Genomic DNA, 12,875 nt, shown 5'->3' with positions numbered 1-12,875 from the left:
TTTTTTTTCTTGTTAAATAGTGTTTATAGCCCGATAACCTTAAGAAGATTCAGTGTTCAGTTATAATTTAAAATAATCGATATAATTGTCTAAATCTTTGTCGCCACGACCGGAAAGGCTGATTACAACAATGTCAGTAGGTTTGAATTCTTTTTGTTTAAATATAGCAAATGCATGTGCACTTTCAATCGCAGGAATAATACCTTCTAGTTGTGTAAGCTCCAAACCGGCATGCATAGCATCGTCATCGGTTACGGAGTAGAATTCTCCGCGTCCTGATTGCGCCAAATGTGCGTGCATAGGACCAACGCCAGGATAATCAAGACCTGCAGAAATCGAATACGGTTCTGTAATTTGACCATCGGGAGTTTGCATCAACAGGGTTTTGCAACCATGAATAACGCCCACTTTACCTAGTTTGCTGGTGGCTGCACTATGACCGCTATTGACGCCTTTTCCAGCAGCTTCAACTGCTACAATACCCACTTCAGGCTCGTGTAAAAAGTGGTAAAAAGTCCCTGCAGCATTGCTACCACCGCCAATACAAGCGACTACATAATCTGGGTTTTCGCGACCTTCTTTTTCTTTAAGCTGCCATTTGATTTCTTCGGAAATGATGCTTTGAAAACGAGTTACCATATCTGGATAAGGATGAGGTCCAATGGCCGATCCGATGATATAATGGGTGTCGACAGGATTGTTAATCCAATCGCGAATGGCTTCGTTGGTGGCGTCTTTTAGTGTTCTTGAACCCGAAAGCGCTGGACGAACTTCGGCACCTAGCATTTTCATGCGGGCAACGTTTGGCGCTTGACGTGCAATGTCGATTTCACCCATGTAAACAATGCATTGCATACCCATTAAGGCACAAACAGTTGCTGTTGCAACTCCATGTTGTCCTGCACCTGTTTCGGCTATGATGCGTTTTTTGCCCAATCGTTTGGCAACTAATATTTGCCCAATGGTATTGTTAACTTTATGAGCTCCTGTATGATTTAAATCTTCTCTTTTGAGATAAATTTTGGCATTGTACTTTTCTGATAGTCTTTTAGCAAAATACAAAGGACTTGGACGACCAACGTAATCTTTGAGTAGTTGGTCAAACTCTGCTTTGAATTCGGGTTCAGCAGTGATTTCTAAATATTTCTGACGTAGTTCTTCTACATTTGGATATAACATTTCTGGAATGTAGGCTCCTCCAAATTCTCCGTAATAGCCTTTTTCGTTGACGTTGTATGACATTTTTATTTTTTTTATTTGTTTCCGTAGAGAAATTGCAGTGCAACGTCTCTACATAATTGTATGTTTTTTAATCCTGGTTCAATTTCAAATCTACTGTTTATATCTATAGCATAAATCGGTAAATTGGTTTTCGATATTTCATATATGGAATCCATTTCCTCGATTCCGATTCCACCACTCAGAAAGAACGGTTTTTTAGAAGGGTAATTTTCTAATATTCGCCAATCGAATGTCGTGCCGTTTCCACCAGGTAATTTTCCTTTGGTATCAAAAAGGAAATAGTCACAAACAGCTTCGAATGGTTTTAAAATGCTAAAATCAAAATGCTCATCTGCCGAAAATACTTTGATGATTTCGATGGAAGTATCAAATTTAGCTTTTATTTCCGAACAAAAATCAACCGATTCCTGACCGTGTAATTGAATGGCTTGTAAATTGTATTTTGCTATTTTTTCTTCAATTACTTCAATATTCTCATTAACAAAAACCCCTACTTTTTTTATTGATTTTGGCAAGTCTGGCATATCACCGTCAAAATAGCGAGCCGATTTTTCCCAGAATATAAATCCCATATAATCGGGTAGGATCGAACCTACTTCGAGTATGTTGTCAGGGTATTTCATGCCGCAAATTTTGAGTTTCATTTGTTTTACCGCTAAGACGCTAAGGCGCCATAAGTTAATATTTGTTTTTTATTTACAATTTGCTAATAAATTCCGTTGCTGCTTTTCCTGCATTGTCGGTTTTCATAAAGTTTTCTCCAATCAAGAATCCTTTGTAACCGTATGGCTTTAATTCATTTATCGATTCGACTGATGAAATCCCGCTTTCGGAAACTTTTACAAAATCATTCGGAATTTTTGAGGCTAATTCTTTGCTGAAATCCAAACTTACTTCGAAAGTTTTTAAGTTTCTATTATTGACACCAATCATATCCAAAGTTGGCATAATCGATTTTTCTAATTCTTCTAAATTATGAACTTCCAATAATACTTCCAATCCTAAACCTTTGGCAAATTCGGATAATGATTTGATTTCGTCTCTAGTCAAAACGGCTGCAATCAGTAAAATCAAATCGGCTCCGTGTGCTTTGGCTTCTAAGATTTGGTATTCGTCTACAATAAATTCTTTTCGTAACAGTGGTATATTTACTGAAGCTCTTGCCAAAAGCAAATCGTCTAGAGAACCTCCAAAATATTTTCCATCTGTCAAGACTGAAATCCCGCAAGCACCGGCACTTTCGTATCCTTTGACAACTTCTTCCACGGTGAAACTATAATTAATTTCAGCTTTTGAAGGAGAACGGCGTTTGTGCTCTGCAATGATTCCAGAGTTACTGTCTTTTAAGTTTTGACTTAAAGAAATTGTTTTTTTACCAAAGAAAATCGAACTTTCCAATTGTGAAACTGGAATGATGGATTTTTTGAGAATAACTTCTCTTTTTTTGTCAACTATGATTTTATCTAATATGTTCATTTTTTTTAAGATTCTAAAGTTCAAATTTTATGAGTTTGTAGCTAGTTCCCCCATCTGGGTGTTATGGGGCTTTACTTAGTTCTTGTACTTTTTTCAAAGCTAGAAAACCTTTTCCGGATACTATACTTTCTTTCGCTATTTGAAATCCTTCTAGAGTAGAGCATTTTGTTACAGTAGCAATCGCTATTCCTGCATTGGCACAGACTACATTATTTTGGGCTTCATTTCCTTTTCCGGATATAATATTCATAAACATTTCTGCCGATTCTTCGATGGTTTTTCCGCCTTCGATTTCGTTTTGTTCTAAAAGCCGAACTCCAAAATCAGTAGGATTTAATACCCCTTCTTTTGTACTGGTTATCATTTTTGTTGGACCAGTCAAAGAAACTTCATCATAACCATCCAAGGAATGTAAAATGGTGAAATTGACAGAAGTGTTTTGGTACAAATAACTATACATTCTAGCCAATTCGAGATTGAAAACACCTACCAATTGGTTTTGTGGGAACGATGGATTTACCATTGGTCCCAACATATTGAAAAAGGTTTTAACACCCAATTCTTTTCGAATAGGGCCTACGTTTTTCATTGCAGGGTGAAACAAAGGTGCGTGTAAAATAGCAATCCCAGCTTTGTCGATACATTTTTCAAGAAAATCATTGTCGTTACTGAATTTTACTCCCAATTTTTCCATCACATTACTCGAACCCGAAATGGAAGAAACACCGTAATTACCGTGTTTGGCTACTTTTATTCCTGCTCCTGCTGCCACAAAAGAAGCTAAAGTAGAAATATTGAAAGTGTCTTTTCCGTCACCTCCTGTACCACACAAATCGATAGTGTTGTAAGCTGATAAATCTACACGAATGCACAATTCTAAAAGTGCTTCTCTAAAACCTGCCAACTCTTCGATACTAATGCTTCGCATCATATATACGGTCAAAAATGCTGAAATCTGACTTGGATTGTAACTCCCGCTCGAGATATTAACCAGTACGTTTTTGGCTTCCTCTTTCGTGAGAATTTCGTGATTGATTAGTCTGTTTAATATATTTTTCATTTTTATGTAAGATACTAAGTTTCTAAGTGACTATACCGATAGCAATCGGGACTGAGTTTTTTATTTTTTCTAACTTCTAATTTCTAATCTCTGTTTTCTTTTTAGGCATATATTTCTTCTAACTTCTAATCTCTGTTTTCTTCTTTGACATGTATTTTAAATAATCAACAATTTCCTGTGATTGTTGTTTGGTAATTCCTAATGTTGGCATTTTTACTTTGTTTCTAAAGGAAACTGGATTGACAATGTAATCGACCAATTCTTTTTCTATCCAATATTCTGTAACGCTTTTTGGATAATTTAATTCAGGTCCCATTTCGCCTCCAATGCCATTTATTGCATGACAGGTGATGCATTGTTTTTGAAATAATACGAAACCTTTTGTTGCTTTTTCATCTCCTATTGGTGTTAAGGCTTCATTCTTGTTTTTTGATTCCAGATGAATTTTTACCAAATTGTAAGGCCATTTATACTTAGAATCTTTTGCTGTAACATTCGTATAAACCAAATAAAATGGGTCGGCATTCATCTCGTTTCTATTCTTGATAATCTTTTCCCAATTGGAACCTTTTGGAGCATCAATATCTTTAAAAGCCAAAAAAGGTTTTGCATTTAAGAATAATTCAAGTGACATTTCGGGCTTATAACCATCAATACATTCAAAAACAATTAAGGTATTTTTTATATCAACTTTTGATAAATCAATTTCAGTTTTTAAAAGAACTAATGCGTTTACAACATTATATTTCTTTGTTTTGAGATAAACAGGGTCATTTATAATTGTAACAACAGTATCTTTTCCTAATTTGTTTTTTGCCTTTATAGCCAATAAATCCAAAACAATTTCGGGTTGGGCACTAACTATTGGTTCTGTTTTTTGCTCTTTCTGCTTGTTGCAAGAAAGGAAGCAAAAAATAAAAAGGCAAAATAGGATATGAATTTTGGTTGTTTTCATTTTTCATTACAATGTTTATGCGTTGCAGTAGAGACGTTGCATTGCAACGTCTCTACGATTTCACCCAATTTTCCAAAATCTTTTTACCGTTTGGTGTTAATACACTTTCCGGATGAAATTGAACGCCTCTTACATCATAAGTTCTATGACGCAAAGACATTACTTGGCCATTTTCGTCAAAAGAAGTAGCTTCCAAGACATCTGGTAAATCGGTGTCAACTACCCAAGAATGGTAACGGCCAACTTCGAATTCGTTGCCTAATCCTTCAAATAAAAGTTCATCATTAACTGATGTTTTAACCATTGAAGAAACTCCGTGATACACTTTGTCTAAATTAGATAATGTTCCCCCAAAAACTTCTCCAATGGCTTGTTGTCCTAGACACACACCAAAAATACTTTTGGTTGGTGCGTATTTTTGGATAACGGCTTTCAATAATCCAGCTTCGTCAGGAATTCCAGGACCAGGAGAAAGTAGAATTTTATCAAAAATTGCTATTTCATCAATATCAAATTCATCGTTTCTGTAAACGGTAACTTCACAATCTAAATCTTCTAGATAATGCACTAAATTATAAGTGAAACTATCGTAATTGTCTATGACTAGTATTTTTTTCATTTTGCTTAATTTTTTTGTTTAAAATTTAAAGTTTCAGGTTTAAGACTGAACACTAAAAACTGAACAACGGTTACTTTTTTTAAATCGTTTCTGCCAAATCCAATGCTTTATTCAATGCCAGTAACTTATTGTAAACCTCTTGCATTTCGCTTTCTTCGTCTGAACTTGCCACAATTCCGGCACCGGCCTGTGAATGCAATTGGTGGTTTTTACTAAGGAAAGTTCGAATCATAATCGCGTGATTAAAGTTACCTTCAAAATCCATAAAACCAATGGCTCCTCCATAAAAATTACGGTTTGTTTTTTCGTAATCTTCGATCAATTGCATCGCTCTGTGTTTGGGTGCTCCACTCAACGTTCCTGCGGGGAAGGTATCAGCTACGACTTGCATAGTTGTGGCTTTTTCGTGTAAATGCCCAGTTACTTTGGAGACTAAATGGATTACGTGGGAGAAAAACTGCACTTCTCTATATTTTTCTACATTCACATTATGTCCGTGTCGGCTTAAATCATTTCGAGCCAAATCAACCAACATCACATGTTCGCTATTTTCTTTTTTGTCTTCGGATAAATTTTTGGCCAAAACGGCATCTTTCTCGTCATCACCAGTTCTTTTGAAAGTTCCAGCAATAGGGTGAATTTCGGCTTTACGGTTTTTGACAATAATTTGTGCTTCGGGTGATGAGCCAAATATTTTGAAATCACCATAATCAAAAAAGAATAGGTAAGGGGATGGATTGATGCTTCTTAAAGCTCTATACACATTGAATTCATCACCTTTGAACCCTTGTGTAAATCTTCTGGATAAAACCAGTTGAAACACATCTCCACGGAAACAATGCTTTTTGGCCAAAGCCACATTTTGTTTGAATTCTTGGTCGGTTAGATTCGAAAAACCTTCGCCTTCTTTGGAGAACTTATAGGATGCAATGTTTCTAGATTGTAGCAGTTGTTCAATTTCAGATATATTATTTTTTCGATCTAGGCTGTGACAGAAAATATACGCTTCGTTTTTGAAATGGTTGATGGCAATGATGTTTTGATACACTGCATAATACACATCGGGAATCGAATTGCTATTTTCTTTTTTTGCGATGGATACTTTTTCAAAATAACGTACAGCATCATAAGAAATGTATCCAAATAAACCATTATTGATGAATTTAAAATCGGTTTTATCAGACTTAAATTGTCCTGAAAAATCTTGAATGATTTCTGGAATATTGGTGTTTGCGTCAATATTAATAGTTTCAGAAGTTCCATCAGGGTATTTTTTGAAAATGGTTTCGTTTTCTATTTTTATGGAAGCAATTGGATTGCAACAGATATAGGAAAAGCTGTTGTCGTTTCCGTGATAATCGCTACTTTCTAATAACAAGCTGTTTGGGAATTTATCTCTAATTTTAAAATAAACACTAACAGGAGTAATAGTATCGGCTAGGATTTGTTTGTAGTTGGTTTGTAGTTTATACGTTTTCATGCCTTATGTTGCTTTTGATACAATGATTCTTTTTGTTGTTTTCTGCTTCTTTTTAAAATAAAAAAAAGGCTTGTCGTGATGACAAGCCTTTTATATTTATAGTTCAAATAATACTATAGGAGCTTAGTTCACGACGACTGACGTAAATTGTTCCACCACCAAGTATTGTTTGTAATTGTTTTCATGTTCTATTTTCTTGTTTACAAATATATAAATGATATTTGGTTTGACAAAAACATTAAATCAAAAAAAAAGATTATTTTCTTTTATTTTTGTTAAAAATACTAATTTAATAAATCAGTACTATATTTAAATCGAAATCATCATAAATGGTTTTGTCTCCTAAATCATCAAAATAACTTCCAGAACCAAACTTTATATCATATTTTGTTCTGTTGACTTTTAATGCAGCAGTTGCTTTATTTCCGCCAACAACCAAATCAAATTGAATAGAATTGGTAATTCCTTTGATTGTTAAATCGGCATTGATGAGGTAAGTATTGTTTCCTTTGTTGGCGATACTTTTGAATACTAAAGTTGAAGTGGAGAAATTATCAACACCAAAAAAATCTTCGGATTTCAAATGGCCTTCTAATTTTTGCTTGGAACTTCCAGTTTGATCGGTATTGGATAATGACTTCATATCTACAATGAAGTTTCCACCTGCAACTTTTTTGTCTTTGAATATAAGATTACCCTCTTTGAAGTTAATTGTTCCCTCGTGTTGACCAGTTATCTTTTTTCCTTCCCAATTAATGATGCTTTTGACGACATCAATTTTACGGGTTTGTGCAATTCCTTTTTGAAATGAAAAAAGAATTAAAAGTGATGCACAAATTAATTTTAGCCTCTTCATATTTCTTTAAATTAAGTTAATAAAACAGTGAGTAAAAAAATCGCTTCCGTTTTTTATAAATTGAATCAAAAAATGGAACACTCTAAATATTGAAATGTAGTTGTAAATAAGTATATAAAGTTACTTTAAAAATCTGAATTTCAATTCGTTTCTGTTTAATATTTAAAGATGGTGTTTTAAATAAAAACGAAGCCTGATAAAAATATCAGGCTTACTGCTTTACAATTGTATGGAAGTAACTATTTTGAACTGGCTAAAAAAGTTATTTTTTTGGTTCTAAAATCTGGGAATTCTTTTATGTCGGATTGCATAAATAATTCAGCATTATTAAATTTTGTAAATTCTAATGAAAATGTATCACTGTTATACCAGTTTAACAACTCTGGATTAACAGTAGCATTTTCGCTTTGAACCACTCCATTACATCGGTTGATTTGTATGTTCTGAATGTTTATTTTGGCAAGATTTGTTGCAACTGCTCCTATTTTGTTTTCGAGTAATACACATGTGCTGAATCCATCAATAACACTGTTGTTGATATTAAAATAGCTTTTTTCTTTGACATAAATCGCTTCTCTAACCAAACCTTGATTGTTGTCTTCCGTATTTACAAGAGTCATGTTGTTGGCTGTAATTTTGGTGAGTTTTTTGTTAATATCGGTAGATTCAATTTTGTCATAAGAGTCAATTTCAAAACATCTAGAACCAGATCTATCCGAAGAATAAGGGTTACGAATAGCGATACTATTGGATATTATACATTGTGCACCTTGGGTAAAATCATAGTCATCATCTGTTGCTCTAAAAGAAATTAAGTTATTGAAATTGACTTCGCCTCCATAACATTCGAATGAATCATCATTTGAAAAACTAATTTGTATAAAATCAAGTTTTGTGCCTTTTCCAACCCCAGCCAATGATAGACCATTTAATTCTTTTAAGGCATTTATTTTATGGCCTGAATATTCAATTCGTACATATTTTAGTATTCCAGAATTGCTGTTAGAATCTTCTCCACCGTAATAACTTAATGTTGAATCTAGGTTGAAATCCAAATATCCTGTTCCTCCAATTTTATTTGTAGGTGCATCTCCAAGGATGATAATTCCACCCCAATCACCAGGTCTTCTTACGGATATGTTGTTGTTTGAAGTAAAAACAATTGGATCATTTGCAGTTCCTTCTGCTATGATTTTAGCTCCTTTAGTTATAACTAGAGTTCCACAAGATTCTTTATCTCCTCTAATTACAGTTCCAGGTTCAATAGTCAAAACAGCTTTATTTGTTACATAAACTGTTCCGATTAATCGATATGTTATTCCTTTGGTAAGTTTTGTGTTGATTTCAATGTTGCCTGTTAAAATTTGGTTGGCAGTATTGTAATTTGTGGTCGAAGGTGTAAAATTGGTCCAATTGGAAAGCCAGTTATTTTCTCCAATAATTCCTTTTATTTGTTGTGCATTTATAGTTGTAAATGTAATAAGAAAGATACTTGCAACTAATATTAATTTTTTCATAACAATACAGATTGTAGGTTTAAAGTTGAACTCTTATGGGGTTAATTGTTTTATTCAAATTTACAACTAGTATGTTTTAAGAGTATTTTTTTAATATTATGTGATTGTCACGTTTAAGTTAAGTCATAGTACCATTGTTTTTGGTGTTTTTTTGAAGTGAAATCATTTTGAAGGTTTTCTTTTAATAACAATACTTTTTAAATATCATTACTACAGTGTTTTAAGGGCTAAATAAAGAAACCCCTTCAATTTTTGAAAGGGTTTGTATAGAAATGAGAGGGTGAATTAAAATTTCAGTTTCACTGTTAATTCAAAATCATCATAAATTACTTTGTTTCCTAATCCATCAAAAAAGCTACCCGATTTGTATTTGATATCATATTTTGTTCTGTCCACTTTCAATGTAGCAGTAGCTGTATTCCCTTTTACAAGTATATCAAAAGTTATAGGATTTGTTTTTCCTTTTATTGTTAAATCGGCTGTTACATTATATAGGTCATTTCCTTTTGTAGCAATAGTTTTAAAAACCAAAGTTGACGTTGGATGTTTTTCTGTCCCAAAGAAATCGTCTGCTTTTAAATGTCCTTCTAGATCCTCTTTTCCATCACCTGCTTTTAAATCGGTTACCGTTATCGAAGGCATGTCAACTGTGAAAGTTCCAGCAGTAAGTTTTTGACCATCAAAAACTAAAGTAGCTTCTTTAATATTTATTGTCCCCGAATGTTGTCCTGTTACTTTTTTTCCAACCCAATTAATACTGCTTTTGGAAGCATCTACTTTTTTGGTTTGAGCTGTTGCTAATGTTGATAGTGCGATTACTAGTAAAAAGGCAATTGATTTTAATTTTTTCATTTGTGATTTTGAGTTAATAGTTATTTAGTTACTAAGCTACTAAGTGTCTAGGAATCTAAGTTTATTTGCTTTTAAAGAAAATAAACGATTGCTTAAATCTTAGTTACTTAGTGTCTTAGAGACTTAGAAGCTTAGAATTGTTATAATATTATAAATAAATCTTCGTTTGATTTTCTGACTTTTTTGTAAAATTGAGAAGCATCTTCTGCATGACGGTAACCAACAGTTGCCATCAAAGTAGCATTAAGATTGAGACTATATAATCCTAATATTTCATTTACTTGATTGGGATCAAAACCTTCCATTGGAGTAATGTCAATTTTAAGTTCGGCAGCTGCATTTAGTAAATTACCCAAAGCCAAGTATGTTTGTTTGGCTGTCCATATATTTTTGGCCTCGGCAGACAATTTTGCAATGGTAGATTTCATGAAATTTCCATAACCTGCAAGTGTTTCCATTGGAGTGTTTCTTGTTTCGCTGGTTAATTTCAACAAATCATCTACAGATGCTGCTCCAAGATTAGTTTCATTGGCAAAAACAAATAAATGTGAAGCATCTACTATTTGAGATTGTCCCCAAGCTGCGGGTTGTAATCGGGATCTAAGTTCTGGATTTTCTACAATGACAACTTTATAAGGTTGTAATCCGTACGAAGAAGAACTTAAACGAATGGCTTCTTTTAAGATATTTAAATCATCGGGTGAAATTTTTTTTGAGGCATCAAATTTCTTTGTAGCGTATCTCCAATTTTGATTGTTTAAAAAATTGCTCATAATAGGATTAGTTTATTTTGTTCTGTATTTTTCTAATAAAGTATTCAGTTGTATTAATTCTTCAGTACTTAAATTTTTGGAAAAAAATTCTTCATGAAGTTTGACCTTTGGATCTAATTCAGATAGTAAATCCAATCCTTTTTGAGTAATCAAAACTTCAATTTTCCTTCGATTGTCAGTACAAACATTACGTGTGACTAAATCTTTTAATAATAATTTGTCTACTAGTCTGGTTGTGTTGCTTGTTTTTGCAATCATGCGTTCCTGAATAACACACATGTTGGCAGGTTGTCCTTTTTGTCCTCTTAATATCCGTAAAACATTATATTGCTCTCCTGAAATGTCATAAGGCTTAACGATTTCATTAAAGCTATCCGAAATAACGTTTTGTGTGTACATGATATTCAAAACTACCCTTGTTGCTTTATTATATTCAACCGTACTTTTTAACTCCTCTTCAATTTTCATATTTGTAGGTGTTTTATTTGTTGGTACAAATTTAGGTTTAATATTATTTAGTCAGTTTATAGATTTGCTTTTTTGTTGATTTAAATTCGTGAATTAATTTTATATAACAAAAAAAACCAACAATTTCTTGTTGGTTTTCCGTTCTTAGTGGTATTTGTAATTAAAATTTCAAAGTCACTTTTAATTCGAATTCGTCATAAATAGCTTTGTCTCCAATGCTTTCGAAAAATGATTTTGAATTGTATTTGATGTCGTATTTAGTACGATCTACATTGAAAGTTGTTGTAGCAGTACCTTCGCTTACAGTGATATCAAAAGTTACTGGTTTAGTTATTCCTTTTATAGTTAAATCAGCAGTTACTGTGTAAACATTAGCAGCTTTTGTTGCAATTTTTTTGAAAACTAAAGTTGAAGTTGGAAATTTATCAGTTCCAAAGAAATCGTCTGCTTTCAAGTGACCGTTTAATTTACCTTGGTATTCTCCAGTCAAATCGGTTGCTGTTAAAGAAGTCATATCAACCGTGAAAGTACCTCCAGTTAATGCTTTTTTCTTGAAAACCAAAGCACCGCTTTTGATGGCTACAGTTCCAGAATGTTCACCTGTTACTTTTTTTCCAACCCAGTTGATGGTGCTTTTAGAAACATCTACTTTTTTGGTTTGTGCATTTACTGCTAATGTAGACAATGCTACTACGAATGCAAGGGCAATTGATTTTAAATTTTTCATGTTTGTAAAATGTTTAATTGATTTTAGTTTGAATTAGTAATTATTATTTTGTGATGTAATTATTTAGCTGTTAAGCTACTAAGTGTCTAAGCTACTAAGTTTTTTTTAAAATTATGACCTTTTTCGAAATTCTTATTATATTAATTTTTGAAATAAATGGGCGTCTATTTAAATCTTAGTGATTTAGTGTCTTACAGACTTAGAATCTTAAAATTATTATAAAGTGATAAATAAGTCTTCTTGTGATTTTCTAACTTTTTTGTAATGTTGCGTTGCGTCTTCTTCATGACGGTAACCTACAGTTGCAATAAGTGAAGCATTAAGGTTTTGTTTGTCTAATCCTAATATACTGTTTACTTGTTCAGGCACAAAACCTTCCATTGGCGTAACATCAATTTTAAGTTCGGCTGCAGCGTTTAATAAATTTCCTAAAGCTAAATAGGTTTGTTTTGATGTCCAAACATTTTTTACAGCTGGGTCTAAAGTTGAAATTTTTGATTTCATAAAATCACCATAACCTGCCAAAGCTTCAAGAGGAGTTTCTCTAATAACACTCATTGTATTCAAAAGAGTATTGATCGTATCATCACCAACATTGGTATCATTGGCAAAAATGATCAAGTGAGAAGCGTCAACAATTTGTGATTGTCCCCAAGCAGCAGGTTGTATTTGCGCTCTTAGTTCTGGATTTTCAACAATTATTACTTTGTACGGTTGCAATCCATAAGAAGAAGAACTCATACGGATCGCTTCTTTAAGTGTATTTAAGTCTTCTGCTGAAACTTTTTTTGTGGCATCAAATTTCTTTGTTGCATATCTCCAATTTTGATTTTCTAAAAAATTGCTCATA

At 33.1% G+C, this 12,875-nt stretch carries 14 protein-coding genes; all 14 read right to left on the bottom strand.

Annotated elements, in window-relative coordinates:
* Nucleotides 1-60: 60 nt before the first annotated feature.
* Nucleotides 61-1,242: a tryptophan synthase subunit beta gene (gene trpB, locus AC8GF4_RS09755; protein WP_506594285.1), complete on the bottom strand. Its 1,182-nt coding sequence runs from the start codon at nt 1,240-1,242 to the stop codon at nt 61-63.
* A gap of 11 nt (nt 1,243-1,253) precedes the next feature.
* Nucleotides 1,254-1,886, bottom strand: coding sequence for a phosphoribosylanthranilate isomerase (locus tag AC8GF4_RS09750; protein WP_506594284.1), 633 nt, complete (start codon nt 1,884-1,886; stop codon nt 1,254-1,256).
* A 52-nt stretch (nt 1,887-1,938) separates the two neighbouring features.
* The gene (gene trpC, locus AC8GF4_RS09745; protein WP_506594283.1) at nt 1,939-2,718 is read right to left on the bottom strand and encodes an indole-3-glycerol phosphate synthase TrpC; all 780 of its coding nucleotides are present in this window, start codon (nt 2,716-2,718) and stop codon (nt 1,939-1,941) included.
* Between the two features lie 61 nt (nt 2,719-2,779).
* On the bottom strand, nt 2,780-3,778 hold the full coding sequence (trpD, locus tag AC8GF4_RS09740; protein WP_506594281.1) for an anthranilate phosphoribosyltransferase: 999 nt from the start codon (nt 3,776-3,778) through the stop codon (nt 2,780-2,782).
* A gap of 118 nt (nt 3,779-3,896) precedes the next feature.
* Entirely contained in the window at nt 3,897-4,733 is an 837-nt protein-coding gene (locus AC8GF4_RS09735) for a c-type cytochrome (protein ID WP_506594280.1), read from the bottom strand.
* 52 nt (nt 4,734-4,785) lie between these two features.
* Nucleotides 4,786-5,352 carry an anthranilate synthase component II gene (locus AC8GF4_RS09730; RefSeq protein WP_506594279.1) on the bottom strand — a complete coding sequence of 189 codons (567 nt, stop codon included), beginning with the start codon at nt 5,350-5,352 and terminating at the stop codon, nt 4,786-4,788.
* Nucleotides 5,353-5,431: 79 nt separating this feature from the next.
* Entirely contained in the window at nt 5,432-6,832 is a 1,401-nt protein-coding gene (locus tag AC8GF4_RS09725; RefSeq protein WP_506594278.1) for an anthranilate synthase component I family protein, read from the bottom strand.
* Nucleotides 6,833-7,121: 289 nt separating this feature from the next.
* Complete coding sequence (locus AC8GF4_RS09720) at nt 7,122-7,688, bottom strand: YceI family protein (RefSeq protein WP_506594277.1); 567 nt, start codon at nt 7,686-7,688, stop codon at nt 7,122-7,124.
* A 239-nt stretch (nt 7,689-7,927) separates the two neighbouring features.
* Nucleotides 7,928-9,205: a beta-helix domain-containing protein gene (locus AC8GF4_RS09715; RefSeq protein WP_506594276.1), complete on the bottom strand. Its 1,278-nt coding sequence runs from the start codon at nt 9,203-9,205 to the stop codon at nt 7,928-7,930.
* A 285-nt stretch (nt 9,206-9,490) separates the two neighbouring features.
* Nucleotides 9,491-10,057: a YceI family protein gene (locus tag AC8GF4_RS09710; RefSeq protein WP_506594274.1), complete on the bottom strand. Its 567-nt coding sequence runs from the start codon at nt 10,055-10,057 to the stop codon at nt 9,491-9,493.
* Between the two features lie 140 nt (nt 10,058-10,197).
* On the bottom strand, nt 10,198-10,830 hold the full coding sequence (locus tag AC8GF4_RS09705; protein ID WP_506594272.1) for an NAD(P)H-dependent oxidoreductase: 633 nt from the start codon (nt 10,828-10,830) through the stop codon (nt 10,198-10,200).
* Between the two features lie 12 nt (nt 10,831-10,842).
* Nucleotides 10,843-11,298: a MarR family winged helix-turn-helix transcriptional regulator gene (locus AC8GF4_RS09700; RefSeq protein ID WP_506594271.1), complete on the bottom strand. Its 456-nt coding sequence runs from the start codon at nt 11,296-11,298 to the stop codon at nt 10,843-10,845.
* A 160-nt stretch (nt 11,299-11,458) separates the two neighbouring features.
* Nucleotides 11,459-12,025, bottom strand: coding sequence for a YceI family protein (locus AC8GF4_RS09695; protein ID WP_506594270.1), 567 nt, complete (start codon nt 12,023-12,025; stop codon nt 11,459-11,461).
* Between the two features lie 216 nt (nt 12,026-12,241).
* Nucleotides 12,242-12,874: an NAD(P)H-dependent oxidoreductase gene (locus AC8GF4_RS09690; protein WP_506594268.1), complete on the bottom strand. Its 633-nt coding sequence runs from the start codon at nt 12,872-12,874 to the stop codon at nt 12,242-12,244.
* Nucleotide 12,875: the final 1 nt, after the last annotated feature.

Origin of the sequence: Flavobacterium rarum (SeqCode) (assembly GCF_965234445.1) — a bacterium.
Classification (GTDB): domain Bacteria; phylum Bacteroidota; class Bacteroidia; order Flavobacteriales; family Flavobacteriaceae; genus Flavobacterium; species Flavobacterium rarum.
Note: the sequence above shows the minus strand (reverse complement) of the source record. Positions and strands in the feature narration are given on the sequence as shown.